Source organism: Chitinophaga sp., from assembly GCF_017745275.1.
Classification (GTDB): Bacteria; Bacteroidota; Bacteroidia; order Chitinophagales; family Chitinophagaceae; genus Chitinophaga.
In genome coordinates, this window is record NZ_JAGHZS010000010.1 from 57972 (window position 1) to 73886 (window position 15915).

Annotated in this window: 9 protein-coding genes; 6 read left to right on the top strand and 3 right to left on the bottom strand. The window is 48.4% G+C overall.

The window, feature by feature from the left end:
* The first annotated feature begins 11 nt into the window (after positions 1-11).
* Together J7623_RS27025 and J7623_RS27030 are read left to right on the top strand one after the other, a co-directional pair.
* Positions 12-3185, top strand: a complete 3174-nt coding sequence (locus tag J7623_RS27025; protein ID WP_291926871.1) for a multidrug efflux RND transporter permease subunit — start codon at positions 12-14, stop codon at positions 3183-3185.
* Between the two features lie 16 nt (positions 3186-3201).
* Entirely contained in the window at positions 3202-3954 is a 753-nt protein-coding gene (locus J7623_RS27030) for a class I SAM-dependent methyltransferase (protein WP_291926874.1), read from the top strand.
* Between the two features lie 78 nt (positions 3955-4032).
* On the opposite strand, the gene J7623_RS27035 is transcribed toward J7623_RS27030, so the two are convergent.
* Both J7623_RS27035 and J7623_RS27040 read right to left on the bottom strand, forming a co-directional pair.
* The gene (locus J7623_RS27035; protein ID WP_291926877.1) at positions 4033-6957 is read right to left on the bottom strand and encodes an FAD-binding and (Fe-S)-binding domain-containing protein; all 2925 of its coding nucleotides are present in this window, start codon (positions 6955-6957) and stop codon (positions 4033-4035) included.
* Positions 6958-7062: 105 nt separating this feature from the next.
* Positions 7063-8202 (bottom strand): DUF72 domain-containing protein, encoded by a 1140-nt coding sequence (locus J7623_RS27040; protein ID WP_291926880.1) that lies wholly within the window; start codon positions 8200-8202, stop codon positions 7063-7065.
* Between the two features lie 339 nt (positions 8203-8541).
* Here J7623_RS27040 and J7623_RS27045 point away from each other — a divergent pair, with 339 nt between their 5' ends.
* The 3 genes from J7623_RS27045 to J7623_RS27055 are packed head-to-tail and all read left to right on the top strand — an operon-like array spanning position 8542 to position 12755.
* Positions 8542-9957, top strand: a complete 1416-nt coding sequence (locus tag J7623_RS27045; RefSeq protein WP_291926883.1) for a glycogen synthase — start codon at positions 8542-8544, stop codon at positions 9955-9957.
* Between the two features lie 43 nt (positions 9958-10000).
* Positions 10001-11272, top strand: a complete 1272-nt coding sequence (locus tag J7623_RS27050; protein WP_291926888.1) for a glucose-1-phosphate adenylyltransferase — start codon at positions 10001-10003, stop codon at positions 11270-11272.
* Positions 11273-11285: 13 nt separating this feature from the next.
* On the top strand, positions 11286-12755 hold the full coding sequence (locus tag J7623_RS27055) for a glycoside hydrolase family 130 protein (protein ID WP_291926891.1): 1470 nt from the start codon (positions 11286-11288) through the stop codon (positions 12753-12755).
* Between the two features lie 86 nt (positions 12756-12841).
* Here J7623_RS27055 and J7623_RS27060 read toward each other — a convergent pair whose 3' ends face one another.
* A complete protein-coding gene (locus J7623_RS27060) occupies positions 12842-13855 on the bottom strand; it encodes a glycosyltransferase family 4 protein (RefSeq protein ID WP_291926894.1) in 1014 nt (337 codons plus the stop codon).
* 266 nt (positions 13856-14121) lie between these two features.
* On the opposite strand from J7623_RS27060, the gene bshC reads away from it, so the two are divergent.
* Positions 14122-15714: a bacillithiol biosynthesis cysteine-adding enzyme BshC gene (gene bshC, locus J7623_RS27065; protein ID WP_291926896.1), complete on the top strand. Its 1593-nt coding sequence runs from the start codon at positions 14122-14124 to the stop codon at positions 15712-15714.
* Positions 15715-15915 lie beyond the last annotated feature (201 nt).

Below are 15915 nucleotides of genomic sequence, written 5' to 3' on the forward strand. Positions count from 1 at the left end.
ACTATCACAGTATGATCTCAAAAACCTTTATAGAGCGTAAGAATACTACTATCGTAATTGCTATCATAATTGTGATTGTAGGGCTCATCTGCATGTTTAACCTTCCCATTGCACAGTTGCCGGATATTGCACCACCAGTAACGGATGTAAGGGCCAATTATGTGGGCGCCAACTCCACCACGGTAGAAGAAACAGTGACCACGCCCATAGAAAACCAGGTAAACGGTACGCCCGGCGCCATGTATATACAGTCTGTGAGCGCCAACGATGGCTCCATGAGTATTACTGTCACCTTTAATCTCGGCACCAACCCTGATATCTCTACACTCGACGTACAAAACCGCGTGAGCCTGGCGCTGCCCAGTACCCCCGATGAAGTACGGCGTGTAGGCGTTACGGTGAAGAAGCGCTCCAACGATATGTTAATGGTAATTGCGCTCAATTCGCCGCAGGGAAGACACTCCCGCGAGTTTCTCGATAACTACCTCAACATTTACCTGAAACCTGAATTAGCGCGCATTGTCGGAGTAGGGGATGTGAACGCCTTCTCACAGGACTATAGTATGCGCATCTGGCTCAATCCCGATAAGATGGCCGCCCTTGGCCTCACTGCGGGCGACATTGCCAGGGCCATTACCGAACAAAACCAACAGGTGCCGGCAGGTAGCGTAGGTGCTCCACCTATGGGTAAACAACAGGCATTTGAATATACGGTAAGTGTAAAAGGCCGCCTCGCCACTTCTGAAGAGTTTGGCAACGTGGTAGTGGCCACCAGCAAAACCGGTAGCCTGGTAAGGCTCCGGGATGTTGCCCGCATCAACCTCGGCTCTTTTACCTATGCTATCGACGCAAAAGCAGATGGTAAAACCGGTAGCGGCATGGCCATTTATCTCTCTCCCGGCGCCAATGCCCTCGACGTAAACGACCGGGTAATGGCCAAGATGAAAGAAATGGCAAAGAATTTTCCGGAAGATGTGCAGTGGCTGGTACCTTTTGAAACTACGTCCTTTGTGCGGATCTCTATTGATGAAGTAATCCAGACATTTATTGAAGCCATGGTGCTGGTGATCATCGTGGTATTCGTGTTTCTTCAAAACTGGCGTGCTACCCTCATTCCCATCCTGGTAATTCCTATTTCCCTGATTGGAACGTTTATATTTTTCCAGCTATTGGGCTTCTCCATTAATACCCTCACCCTGTTCGGCTTCGTGCTGGCGATCGGTATTGTGGTGGATGATGCCATTGTGGTGGTGGAGGCGGTGCAGCATCATATTGATGCAGACCTGATGTCGCCGCGGGACGCCACTTTCAAAGCTATGTCGGAGGTACAGGGACCGGTAATTGCCATCGCCCTCATCCTCGCAGCCGTGTTTGTGCCAGTGGCCTTCATTCCTGGTGTGAGCGGACGCCTGTACCAGCAGTTTGCATTAACGATCGCATTTTCGGTGCTATTGTCCGCATTCCTGGCCCTGACGTTTACGCCCGCATTAACGGCGATCTTACTGCGGCCCGCACATCTTACCCAAAAATCCCATGGGCTCAATAAACTCTTCTTTAAGTTTAATGAATGGTTTGGCAGGGTTACCAATCGTTATGGAAAAGCAGTGATGTTTTCTATCCGGAAAACACCGGTAGTGCTCATTATCATGGCCGGCATTTTTGTGGCAGCCTTCTACTTATTCAAGAAAACACCGACCACCTTCGTGCCCCAGGAAGACATGGGCGCTTTGTTCATTGCACTGGAACTTCCCGAAGCGTCATCTACGCAAAGAACCAAAGAAGTGGTGGCGGAAGTCAGCGATATTTTAACGAAAGACAGTGCCGTAGCGCACTTCTTCGGTATCACTGGTATCAACTTCGTGGCCAATGCCACCAAGCCCAATTCTGGTACCTTCTTCGTAAGTCTCAAGCCGTGGGATGAACGCTATAAACATGGCGATAATATCAACGCAGTGTTAGGCCGTATCCAAATGGCCACCATGAAAATTATTGGTGCCAATATTATCTGTATCCCTTCTCCAACACTGCGTGGACTGGGTACTTCCGGGGGCTTCTCGTTTATACTGGAACAACGCAGCAACCCGGATATCAACCAGTTCCTGCAGGTGATGGGACAATTCCTGATGGCTGCCAACCAGCGGCCGGAAATTGCGCGGGCATACGCTTTCTTCAGCGCCAATACGCCACAGTTTAATGTGGAAGTAGACCGCGATAAATGTAAACAACTCGGTGTAGCCGTGAGCGATGTATTCAATGCGCTGCAAACTTTCCTGGGTGGATTGTATGTAAACGACTTCACCAAATTCAGCCGCAGCTTCAGGGTGGTATTACAGGCCGATTCCATGTATCGTACCAGCATCAATAACCTGAGCACCTATTACGTCAGGAATAATACGGGATCGATGGTGCCACTCAGCGCCCTCATCACCACGAAAAAATCTGCCGGTGCCCCCGTGATCAACCACTTCAACCTGTATCGCTCCGTGGAAATTGATGGGGATAGTAAAATGGGCTATAGTAGTGGTGACGCTATCGAGGCATTGAAAGAAGTAGCTGCCAAAACGTTGCCGGAGAACTTCGGTTTTGAGTGGGCCAACGTATCGCTGCAGGAAATTCAGGCGGGTAACAGCAGTGTCCTGATTTTTGCTTTGTCTATCCTGTTCGTATTCCTGCTGCTCACTGCCTTATATGAAAGCTGGTCGGTGCCCTTTTCGGTGCTGCTGGCGGTTCCCATTGCGTTATTCGGCTCTATCCTGGCGCTGTCGCTTACAAAGCAGGCCAACTCCGTATATTCCCAGATAGGTTTGATCACCCTCATTGGTTTGGCTGCGAAAAATGCCATCCTGATTGTAGAGTTCTGTAAAGAACGTGTTGACAGGGGGATGCCTTTGCTGGATGCTACTTTAGAGGCAGTAAAATTGCGTTTGCGCCCAATTCTCATGACTTCCTTCGCCTTCATCCTTGGCGTGGTGCCCCTGTGCCTCGCGAAAGGCGCTGGTGCCGCTTCCCGTGTTAATATAGGCTTTACCGTAGTGGGAGGGATGCTGGCCGCTACGCTGCTCGGTATTTTCACTGTACCGGTGTTGTATGTACTCATCACCAAGATGGCTTACGGTAAGAAGAAACTGGCGGATCTGGAAGCACATGGTAATGAAGACAAGCAACCTAAAGGTTTAGGAGAATAACCTTAACTTCAGCACCATGAAAAATACCGAACGTTTCAGCACCCGGGTGGATAATTATGTAAAATACCGGCCACATTACCCTGTGGCCATTATTCCTTATCTGGCCACTGCTACCGGCTTAACTCGTGCTACCATTGTAGCGGATATTGGTGCCGGCACAGGTATCTCTGCCCAGCCTTTCCTGGATAATGGTAATAAGGTATATGCCGTAGAACCCAATACAGAAATGAGGGAGAAGTCAGTACAGTTGTTGCAGCGCTATCCCGGTTTTTCTGCACTCGCCGGTTCTGCCGAGCATACCACCCTGCCGGATGCTTCTGTAGACCTCATTGTAGCAGGTACTGCTTTTCATTGGTTTGATCAGGCTGCCACGGCTGCAGAATTCCGGCGCATTGGCCGTAAAGATGCTTACGTGGTGCTGATGTGGAACGTACGGCAGGCAGAACTGCCCTTTGAGAAAGGCTACGAAAAACTCCTGCACCAGTTTGGAACCGATTATAAAGATATGCAGCACAGAAACGTTGGTGCGTCGCAGTTAGCCGGCTTTTTTCAACCCGGCACCATGCAGGAGAAATCGTTTCAGAACGCGCAGATCTTCGATTTTCCTGCGCTGAAAGGCCGGTTGCTGTCATCGTCTTACGCGCCCGAGAAAGGCCATCCCGTATATGATGACATGATAAGGGCGCTCGAAGATTTGTTTGAGAAGTACCAGGAGCAAGGCATGGTGAAATTTCACTATGAAACTATGTTGTATATAGGGAAAGTATAGCCATTAGCTTTTAGTAAAATGCAGCGAAGATCATATTATGTGATCTTCGCTGCATTTTGCTAAAAGCTAAAAGCTATACTATACCAGACTGTTATACAATATCTCTACCGGATGCAAGGCTTTCACGCCGGTACCATCTTTTACCTGGTGCCTGCAACTGGTGCCAGGCGCGGCAATAATAGTGCCCTCCGCCGCATTGCGCACGGCCGGAAATAATACCATTTCACCAATTTGCATACTCAGGTCGTAGTGTTCTTTTTCGTAGCCAAAAGAGCCCGCCATACCGCAGCAACCGGAAGGGATTACCTCTACGGAATAGTTCTGTGGCAGCGATAACATCTTTTTGCTGTGCAGTGCAGACGACAACGCCTTCTGCTGACAGTGGCCATGCAGCTTAATATGTTGTTTGTTGCTGGTAAATTGTGCGGCTGTGATATGTCCTTTATCTGCTTCCGCGGCCAGGAACTCATCAATCAGGAATACATGCTTCGCCAGTGCTTTGGCTTGTGTACGCAGATTTTCCCGCACCAGGTCCGGGTATTCGTCACGGAAGCTCAGGATGGCAGAGGGTTCTACACCCAACAGCGGAACGTTATCGTTGATAACGTTGCTGAATATACGAACATTGTTTTCTGCATAATCCCTTGCTTTCCGGAGCAGTCCTTTCGACATATAAGCGCGGGCGCTTTCCGGGTGGTCGATCATTTGTACGTCGTAGCCCAGGCGGTGCAACAGTTGCACCGCTTTGATACCAATAGCGGTATCGTTATAATTGGTGAACTCGTCACAGAAAAGGTACACTTTTTTGTTACCGGCAGCGCCTTGTTTTTCCTTCGGCCATTTTTCGTTGAACCATTTCCGTAAGGTGGTGCTGTAAAGGCCAGGCAATGAGCGTTTGGCGGCAAAGCCGGAGAACTTACGGATGATGCTTCCCGTGAAGTTGTTATTGATCATTGCATTATATACCCCTGGCGCAATGGCGGCCAGTGCAGATAATTTGGAGTAATTGCCGATCATTTTTGCGCGCAGCGGTACACCGTTGGCATCGTAGTAATGCTGCAGGAATTCCATTTTCAGTTTGGCCATATCCACGTTGGACGGACATTCCGATTTACATCCTTTACATGCCAGGCACAGATCCAGTACATCATAAATTTCTTTATGATCGAAGCGGTTTTCTTTGGGGCTATGTGTCAGGAATTCGCGGAGGATGTTGGCCCTGGCGCGGGTGGTATCTTTTTCATTCCGGGTAGCCATGTAGCTGGGGCACATGGTACCACCACTCAGTTGCGTTTTGCGGCAGTCGCCGGAACCGTTGCACTGTTCGGCATGTTGCAGCATGGTTTGCTGTGGGAAATGGAAAATAGTATTGATGGCCGGCACCTTTTGTCCCGGTTCGTAGCGCAGCATGCTGTTCATAGACGGTGTGTCTACGATTTTGTTGGGATTGAAAATGTTTTCAGGGTCCCAGGTATATTTAATTTGCCGCAGCAGTTCGTAGTTTTTGTCGCCCACCATCTGTTTAATAAACTCGCCGCGCAGCCTGCCATCGCCGTGTTCACCGCTGAGAGAGCCATGATACTTTTTAACGAGGGTGGCAATTTCTTCGGCAATTTTACGGAACAAATGGTTGCCTTCTTCCGTTTTCAGGTTGATGATCGGGCGCAGGTGTATTTCACCACTGCCGGCGTGGGCGTAGTGAACGGCGTAGAGATTATATTGTTTGAGGATGTTGTTGAAGTCGCGGATAAAGTCTGGTAAATCTTCCACTGCTACGGCGGTATCTTCAATTACCGGTACGGCTTTTTCATCGCCGGGCAGGTTACTGAGCAGGCCCAGACCAGCTTTACGGAGTGCCCATATTTTTTTACTGTCGTCGCCAAAGAGGAGCGGGAAGTGGTATCCCAGTCCGGCGGCGCGCAGCGTGGCTTCCAGCCTGCCGGCGATCTCCACTACTTCTTCGCGGGTATTGCGGCAAAACTCTACTACCAGGATGGCACCGGGATCGCCTTGTACGAAGAAACGGTTTTTACTTTGTTCGATGTTGTCTTTGGTACATTCCAGGATGTAGTGGTCAATCAGTTCGCTGGCGCTGGGTTTGTATTCCATCACCAGGATGTTGGCGCGGAGCGACTCATCAACATTATTGAAGTGGATGCACACCAGCCCTGTTTCTTTTGGAGGTAGGGGATCTACATGCAGTTTTATTTCTGTGAGAAAGGCCAGGGTTCCTTCAGAGCCGGCGATCAGTTTACAGAAGTTAAAGTCTTCTGTACCAGCGGTGAAAGGGTTGGTTTCCAGCAGCATGTCTACCGCATAGCCGGTATTGCGGCGGGGAATGCTTTTCTTGGGAAACTCTTTCCTGATTTCACTTTGGTAGTTATGATTGCTAAGGGTGCTCCGGATTTGCTGATAGATCTTTGTTTCCAGCGTATCGGGGCCTTCGCATTTCCGGTGGAAGGTGTCGGCATCCATGCTGCCGAAGGTCACTTCTTCGCCGTTACTCAGCAGGGCTTTTACTTCCAGCAGGTGTTCGCGGGTACTGCCATATACCACGGAATTGGAGCCGCAGGAGTTGTTGCCCACCATTCCGCCTATCATGGCGCGGTTGGCGGTGGAAGTTTCCGGACCGAAATAGAGGCCGTGTGGTTTGAGGAACATATTCAGTTCATCGCGGATCACACCGGGTTGTACGCGTACCCAGCCTTCTTCTTTATTCAGTTCTAATATATTGGTAAAGGTGCGGGATACGTCGGTAATGATGCCGTTTCCCACTACCTGTCCGGCTAACGAAGTACCGGCGGTACGGGGTATGAGCGACGTTTTATTTTCCCGTGCAAAGCTGATCAGTGTTTTCAGATCATCGATATGCTGTGGAATAGCTACTGCCAGCGGCATTTCACGGTATGCCGACGCATCAGTGGCATAGAGTGTTCGCATGGTATCGTCTGTATAAAGCTTGCCTTCCAGTTGCTGGGCCAATTGCTCTAGCTTGTCGCGCATCATTTTATGTACCGGTTTTGAAAGGGCGAAATTAATATTTCAGTCCGGCTTTTTTCGGTTTTTTCTCCCGCAAAGGCGCAAAAGGGGGAAAGATGCAAAGGGTGTTTATTTTTTGGCCACTTTGCTGCTTTTGGCTTTGGCAGGCACTTTCACTGGTTCGCCCTTAGCCGCTTTGCTGCTTTGGGCTTTGGCAGGCGCTTTAGCAGGTTCGCCCTTAGCTGCTTTGCTACTTTTGGCTTTGGCAGGCGCTTTCACAGGTTCGCTTTTAGCCGCTTTGCTGCTTTTGTCTTTGGCAGGCGCTTTCGCAGGTTCGCTCTTAGCTGCTTTGCTACTTTGCGTCTTTGCGGGCGCTTCCCCGGTCACAAACACCGGCTTCTTTACTGGTATACCGCATACCGCCTCGAATTTTTCCGTCATATACAGCGCCAGTTCCGGCGAAGTAGCCTCATCATGCATGTGCATGAAAAAATACACTTCTTCCAAACCGTTGTCCAACCAGTATTTGATACGGTTGGCCCAGTCGTCGATACGGGTATAATCCGTTGGGTGCAGGCTGTTGCCCACAAAACGGATAAATATTTTAGGAACGGTTAAGTGCATGTGGGCAATATCTCTGCGGCCGGCAGTGTCGGTAATAATGGCGCCAACATTAAGCTCCAGCAGTTTATCGAATAGTTCTATCCGTACCGCTTCATCTTCAAACCATTGCGGGTGGCGTAATTCCACGAAAAACTGGAGGTCCTTCGGCAGGGAAGCCAGGTACTGGTATAAGTTATCCCGCCTGGCAGGGCTAAACTTGTCGCTTAATTGCAGGAAGATAGGTCCCAGGTGCTCTCCGAACGTCAGTACGCCCTCCAGGAAGGACGTGGTTTTATCGCCTGCATTGATCAGGGTGCTGAAATGGCTGATGCTTTGAGGTACCTTGGGGCAAAACTTAAAATCCATCCCGGCGGCTTTGGCGTCCCATTTGGCAATGGTGGGAGGGCCATAGATCTGGTAATGGGTAGCGTTGAGCTCTATGCTGTTGAAGTGTTTCACATACTCGCCCAGGAAGTCGGCTTCTTTGGTGCCTTTGGGATAAATTTTCCCGATCCATTCTTTACGGCCCCATTTAGCGCAGCCCAGCCAGGCCTGGGGATTTTTTACCCGCTTGCCTTTTAATACCTTCTTATTAAATACAGGTTCGGCAGGCAGCTTAAAGTCGATCTCTGATAGTTCAGGAGTAGAAACGCGACCAAAATCCATAACTGGTATGTTTAGAGGATGAACACATGACAATAGTGATTACAAATATATAAAGCATAAAGCAGAAAGCAGAAAGCAAAAAGCTATTGTAGCGGATGATTGAAGCGAATGATGAATGCGGATGAGCGGAGCGGATTTCCCCGATTAGATTGATTATGCCGATTATCAGCTTATATTTCCCTAAATCCTGCCCACAAACAAAAATTCGCTCCAATCATCCGCTACAATAGCTTTTTGCTTTATGCTTTCTGCTTTCTGCTCTATAAAATAAATTCTGCCTGTCCCTTTGTTTTCTTGTTTTTACACTTTAACTTAATAAAGCATTATCAATTATTTAGCATGGAGATTTTACACATTAGCGCGGAATGTTACCCGGTAGCCAAGGTAGGCGGACTAGGTGATGTGGTGGGAGCTTTGCCCAAATATCAGCACCAGTTAGGAAATTTTGCCAAAGTAGTGGTTCCTGCTTACCGGACCAAATATTATGATACCCATGAATTCGACGTGGTGCACCAGGCGGGCATGTGGCTGGGACACAACTGGTATCATTTCAATGTATTGAAAGAACGCAGCAATGAGCTGGGATTTGACCTGTATCTTGTGGATATTCCCGGCCTGCTCGACACTCCGGGCGTATATGGATACCCCAACGATACCGAACGTTTCCTGGCCTTCCAGGTGGCGGTGCTGGACTGGATCAACGAATGGCAGCACCAGCCGGATGTGATCCATTGCCATGACCATCATACAGGGTTGATCCCTTTCCTGATGAGCTATGGTTATAAATATGGCCGCTTAAAAGAGATCCCTTCGGTACTAACTATTCACAATGCTCAATACCAGGGCCAGTTTGGATGGGATAAGCTATACCTGATCCCTTCTTTCGACCTGTGGAAGTCCGGTCTGCTGGACTGGGGCGGTGCCATTAACCCGCTGGCCGCGGCTATCAAATGCGCATGGCGGGTTACCACAGTATCTCCCGGTTATATGGAGGAACTGTTTGGCAATGCCAATGGTCTCGAAAGTCTCATTAGCCAGGAAAAGGCCAAGATGGTAGGCATTTTGAACGGCATTGATACGCAGGTGTGGGACCCCGCTTCAGATCATATGCTGGTGCAAAACTATGATGAGGATACCGTGGATGCCGGCAAAAAGGAAAACAAGCAACGCCTCTGCGAGCGCTTCGGGCTGGATGCTTCCTTACCGCTGATTGCCTTCATTGGCCGGTTGGTGGGCGACAAAGGCGCCGACCTGCTGCCCGAAATCATTGGTCGCTCGCTTCATGAGCTGCCGGGAGAAGTCAACTTCCTGGTATTGGGGAGCGGCGAACCACATATTGAGTGGTCGTTGCAACAAACCCGCCAGGTGGTAAGCTATGGTTTTAATGTACACATCGGTTATGACGAATCGTTATCCCATTTAATTTATGCGGGCAGCGATTTCCTGCTCATGCCTTCCCGGGTAGAGCCCTGCGGGCTGAATCAAATGTATGCCCTGCGCTATGGTACTGTGCCAATGGTACGCAGTACAGGTGGTCTGAAAGACACGGTGGTCGACTTTGGAGATAAGGATGGTGTAGGCATCCGTTTCAATCATGCCGGCGTCTGGGATGTTTGTTACTCTGTAAAAAGAGCCATCGAGTTGTACCAGGATCCCCATCACCTCGCCGAAGTACGTTTAAGAGGCATGAACATTGATCATTCCTGGGGTAGTGCAGCACAGCACTATATCGACATGTACAACAGTATGAAATAGTTTAGAATATTGAATGATGAAACATTAAAAACCAATTCCCATTATGACTAACGATGTAATATCCATTATTCTCGGAGGAGGGGCCGGCACCCGCCTGTATCCGCTTACCCGTCGCCGTTCCAAGCCAGCGGTGCCATTGGCCGGTAAATACAGATTGGTGGATATTCCCATCTCCAATTGTTTGAATGCTGAACTGAACCGCATTTTTGTACTCACGCAGTTCAATTCGGCCTCCCTGAACAAACACATTAAGAACACTTATCACTTCAGCAATTTTGATAAGGGTTTTGTAGACATCCTGGCGGCGGAACAAACGCCCGATAATCCCACCTGGTACCAGGGTACCGCAGATGCTGTACGCCAATGTATTCATCACATGGAGAACTTCGAGTTTGAGTATGTACTCATCTTATCCGGTGACCAGTTGTACCAGATGGATTTTAAAAAGATGATCCGCCACCATATTGACACCGGCGCGGAAATATCTATTGCCACTATTCCCGTGAGTGCCAGGGATGCTTCTGATTTTGGGATATTAAAGGAAGATGAGAAAGGCGCTATTGTATCTTTTACTGAGAAGCCATCGCAGGCAGTGCTACCGCCGTGGGCATCAGAAGTAAGCGAGGAAATGCAGAAAGAAGGCCGCATTTACCTGGCCAGTATGGGGATCTATATCTTTAACCGGAAGGTGCTTTTTGATATGCTCAACGACCAGCCGGAAGCCGCCGACTTTGGTAAACAGCTTATTCCACAGGCCATTGAAGCTAAAAGAAGAATTTACAGCTACCAGTACGAAGGCTATTGGACAGACATCGGTAACATTGAATCCTTCTTTGAAGCCAATATCGGCCTCACCGATGAAATTCCTTTATTTAACCTCTTCGACGAATCACAAACCATCTATTCCAGGGCCAGAATGTTGCCTCCGGCAAAAATTTCCGGCCATATGGAGAAAACAATGATCGCTGATGGTTGTATTATAATGGCAAACCGTCTTGAAAGAGTGGTGATAGGTATACGTACGCGGATCGGTAAAGGTTCGGAAATCAGTAATGCGTATATCATGGGGAGCGACTACTACCAAACGCTCGACGAAATCGAAAAGGCAAGAGCAGCCGGACGTCCTACGATGGGCATCGGGGAGAATTGCATCATCAATAACGCCATCATTGATAAAAACTGCAGCATCGGGAATGGCGTACACATAAATGGCGGCAAGCATCTGGCCGATGGCGACTTTGAAAAATATACGGTGAAAGACGGCATTGTTGTTGTTAAAAAAGGCGTGGTCCTGGAAGACGGATTCAGTATTTAACAAAACGTAAAACATGCGATTGTCAATAGAGCGGAAATCCACTAAGATTTACCCTGACCTGAAACGCGTTGTAGCGAGGTTTTTTTTCAACGGTGAGGCCAGGGCCAGATCTATTATCCAACAGGTGGCGACGATGAGCGATGCCGAGGTCGATATAACGATCATGCCTATACTCAGAGAATTTTCGCGGCGCCACCGGAATATTACCCGGATTTTCGAAAGACACGCAGACCGGCTACGGCACTTGTTCCCCAGCCTGCAGATTGATTACGACGATTGGTCACGGAAGAGAAAACTACTTACCGGTTCCTTTTTTACCAACGAATATTCTATCGAATCTGCTGCATTCTTCAACCCTTCTCTGATTGAAGATATAGATCAGAGTGGACTGGAAGAAGGAGAGAAGCGGGTGATCATGAGCTTTCGCGCAGTTGGAGAAGGGCACGTTTCTTCTATTGCCTTCAGATCCGGGATCGTAGACAAGCACAATGAAATATCCCTGATAGCGCCTGGCAACTACGTGGATGAAGCGGAAATCATCCGCAATTCCATCTACCAAAAACATACTTTTTTTCAGAACGCGGCATCCATCCGGCTACCTGATTCTGTGATGCAGGAAATACAAAACAGTTTACCAGATCAGTTCGAATACCTGGCACTCAAAAAGGTGATCCGGGAAATGCAGCAGCGCTTCCAGGTAGATCACCTGCTGAAGAAAGGCCTGGAGAGAGTCCTCTGGCTGGCCGACTCCTACTATGAACTGAATTTTTCACTGGACACGGACCTGTCGGATCGCGTTATTTTCCCTTATTCAGATGCAGAAAGCAGGGGAATAGAAGATGCCCGCTTTGTAAGATATACCAGCGAAAACGGTAACGTTACGTACTACGCAACCTATACTGCGTATGATGGCATCACTATTCAGCCCAAGCTGCTGCAAACAAAGGATTTTTACAATTTCAAAATCATGCCCCTGTATGGAGAAGGCGCACAGAACAAGAACCTGGCGCTGTTTCCCCGCAAAATAAACGGCAAATATGTAATGATCTCCCGGATAGATGGTATTAACGGGTACATCATGTACTCCGATAAAATCAATATCTGGGAGAATCCGCAAATACTGCATACCCCTAAATATGCCTGGGAATTTGTACAGGTAGGTAACTGCGGTTCCCCGATCGAAACACCAGAGGGATGGCTGGTGATCACCCATGGCGTAGGACCCATGCGTACCTATTGCATTGGTGCCAGCCTGCTGGACCTGGAAAATCCCAATATAGAAATAGGGCGCCTGCGGGAACCTCTACTGATGCCTAATAAAGATGAGCGCGAAGGATATGTACCCAATGTATTATACTCCTGTGGCTCCATGATTCACAACGATGAATTGATTATTCCGTATGGCCTGTCCGACTATGCATCCGGTTTTGCAACGGTCAATCTCGAAAAATTGCTGTCGCAGATAAAGGCAGACGGAGTATAAGAATAGCTCTTAGCAGTTAGCTTTTAGCAAAATGCAGCGGAGATCATATCATATGGTCTTCGCTGCATTTTGCTAAAAGCTAAAAGCTAATGGCTAAGAGCTAACCGCTCATACAACGCGCTGTAGGCCTCTACCATTTTTTCCGCCGTGAATTTATTACTGGCATGTAAATGACAGTCGCGCCGAGTAATAAGGCTCAGGTCTTCTACTGCAGCGGAAGCTTCTATTATATTATTTACCAGGAATCCTGTTTTGCGGTCTGCTATCAGCTCTGGCATGGAGCCTTTGTTAAAGGCTATCACCGGTGTACCGCAGTGCATGGCTTCTGCCACGCTCAGGCCAAAGGGCTCATTAAACAGGATGGGATGTAATAAAGCCTGTGCTCTGCCCAGCAGTTCGCTGCGTTGCCGGCCGCCTACCGGTCCTATATATTGGATTTGTTCCTCATCGATATATGGTTTTACTTTCTCCAGGTAGTAGGCTTCATCCTGGACAATGCCGGCAATTATCAACCGCCGTTTGGTGTGCAGGGCTATTTGTATGGCTTCATGGGTGCCTTTATCGGGATGAATACGTCCATAATACAGCAGGTAATCATCCGGAGAAGGTTCGAAGGCAAAATCTGCGGGGTTGATACCATTGTAAACAGTGGCGGCGTATTCCAGGTTGGGAGCCCGGTCGGCGTTGCTGATAGATACATAACTCACACGGTCGTTATACCGCTGGTATACCGGTAATATTTTGGGAGAAGAAAAACCGTGAATAGTGGTTATCATCGGCGTTTTGATCAACCGGGAATAGGTGAGTGGCAGGAAGTCGAAATGATTATGAATGATATCAAAATCGCCCGCCTGTTCCATGAGGTAACTGATATGCATACACTCATTTACTTTCGCGTCTGCATCGGGGTCCTCTTCATAACCTTTGGCGCAGATCGACGACAACCGGCCGGTGGTAACGGAATCGGCGGTAGCGAAGAGGGTTACATCCAGTCCTTTTGCCGCCAGTCCTTCTGCGAGGTTGCCTGCCATTTGTTCCCAGGGGCCATAATGCCGGGGAGGGGTACGCCATGCTACGGGGGCCAGTATCGCTATCTTCATAATATATTGGGTTTCATGAAAGTTATCGGCCATATAGCCATCCATCCCATTACCCCTTTCAAAACAAGCGCCAAAAGAAAAATACTTTGAGGCTCATCCTTTGCGTCTTTGCTGCTTTGCAGCTCTGCGTGAATCCGCCCTGCTATACCGGCCAACCATAAATTGACCAACCAATTAAGTATTTACCTAACTTCGTACATTCAAAAATTTCGATGTATTGGCACTGCATCGATCTTTAATTGGTAATTCGTAATTCGAAACTCAATATGCTGGAGTATATTCCTTATGGGAAAACTGGTTATTTTAACCAGCTGGTAACAGATTTTTTAGCAGAGCATCCGCAGATAAGACCATTTTATACCTATTCTCCTGTACATCCGGACTTTGCCGCAGCTATTAAAGCCAGGCAAAATTTTGATACACCGAGAGCCGCGCTGGTAGCCGCCCTGGAAGCACAATATGCTTCGCTTGCACCCACCAAAGCCGTGCAGGACAATATCACCGCCCTGTTGCAGCCCACTACGTTTACGGTATGTACCGCGCACCAACCCAATATCTTCACCGGTTATCTTTATTTCGCATATAAAATTCTGCAAACCATCAAGCTTTGCACTACCCTGAAGCAGCAATTTCCGCAGCATAATTTTGTGCCGGTATATTATATGGGTAGTGAAGATGCAGACCTGGAGGAACTAGGCAGCATTTATATAGACGGGAAAACACTTACCTGGAATACCAGCCAGCAGGGCGCAGTAGGCCGTATGCATCCTGAAGGACTGGAAGCCATGCTGGCAGATGTAAAGAAAGCCATCGGTTATGCCCCTCATGCGGATGAACTGATGGAACTGCTGCGTAAAGCTTATCTCGGGCATAAAAATATACAGGAAGCCACCCTGTACCTGGTAGACGCCCTGTTTGGCCGCTATGGCCTGGTGGTACTGGTACCGGATAGCCCGGCATTAAAGCGTTTATACCTACCCGTTATAAAGGATGAATTATTTAACCAGGTGTCTTATGGTATCGTCAACGATACCCTGGCAAAATTGACGGAGCATTATAAAATGCAGGCCAATCCCCGGGAAATAAATCTTTTTTATTTACAGGATGGAATGCGTGAACGCATTGTACGCGATGGTGATCAGTGGAAAGTATTACACACCTCGTTGACTTTTACCGCCGCTTCCCTGGAAGCAGAGCTGGAGGCACATCCTGAGCGCTTCAGTCCCAATGTGATTTTGCGTGGTATGTTCCAGGAAACCATATTGCCTAACCTGGCCTTTATAGGTGGAGGTGGTGAAATTGCCTACTGGCTGGAGCTACAGCAATTATTTGCACATTACAAAGTACCATTCCCGATCTTGTTATTGCGCAATTCCCTGTTGTTGACCGACGAGTTATCGCGCCAAAGAATGCAGAAGCTGGGCATCAACGTCAACGAGCTGTTTAAGCGTACAGAAGATATCGTCAATGACTATGTAAAGCAACATACCAATGCTTCGCTGGTACTGAAAGATGAATATGCCGCTGTAGAGCAGTTGTTCGATGCACTTGAAGCCAAGGCCCGCAGTATTGATGTGACGCTGGTGGCCACCACCGGCTCTGAGAGAACAAAGGCATTGAAGTCAATCGGCAAGCTGGAACATAAATTCCTGCGTGCAGAAAAGAAAAAGTTTGCCTGGCAAACAGACCAGATCCGCCAGTTAAAAAATAAACTGTTCCCTGCCGGCTCCTTGCAGGAGCGTAAGGAAAACCTACTGCCCTGGTACGCTGCCGAAGGTCCGGCTTTCTTCGACCAGGTGTTGGCGGCCATTGACCCGGTTACTGATCAGTTTACCATTATGGATATTCCAGCTAAATAAGCTCATATACGATATTTAAAGCAACATAGCACCGCATGCCGCGGTGCTATGTTGTTTTAATCGTTAAATTCATCTTGTTACATATGCGAACGGCCACTGTGCAGTATCGAACAATTTATGTATAATTTTAATTTGTACAGTATTGTTAATGATGTAGCGCAGGCCATGGCATTTCCTTTGTCCTCCCTGCTGCAAGCAACA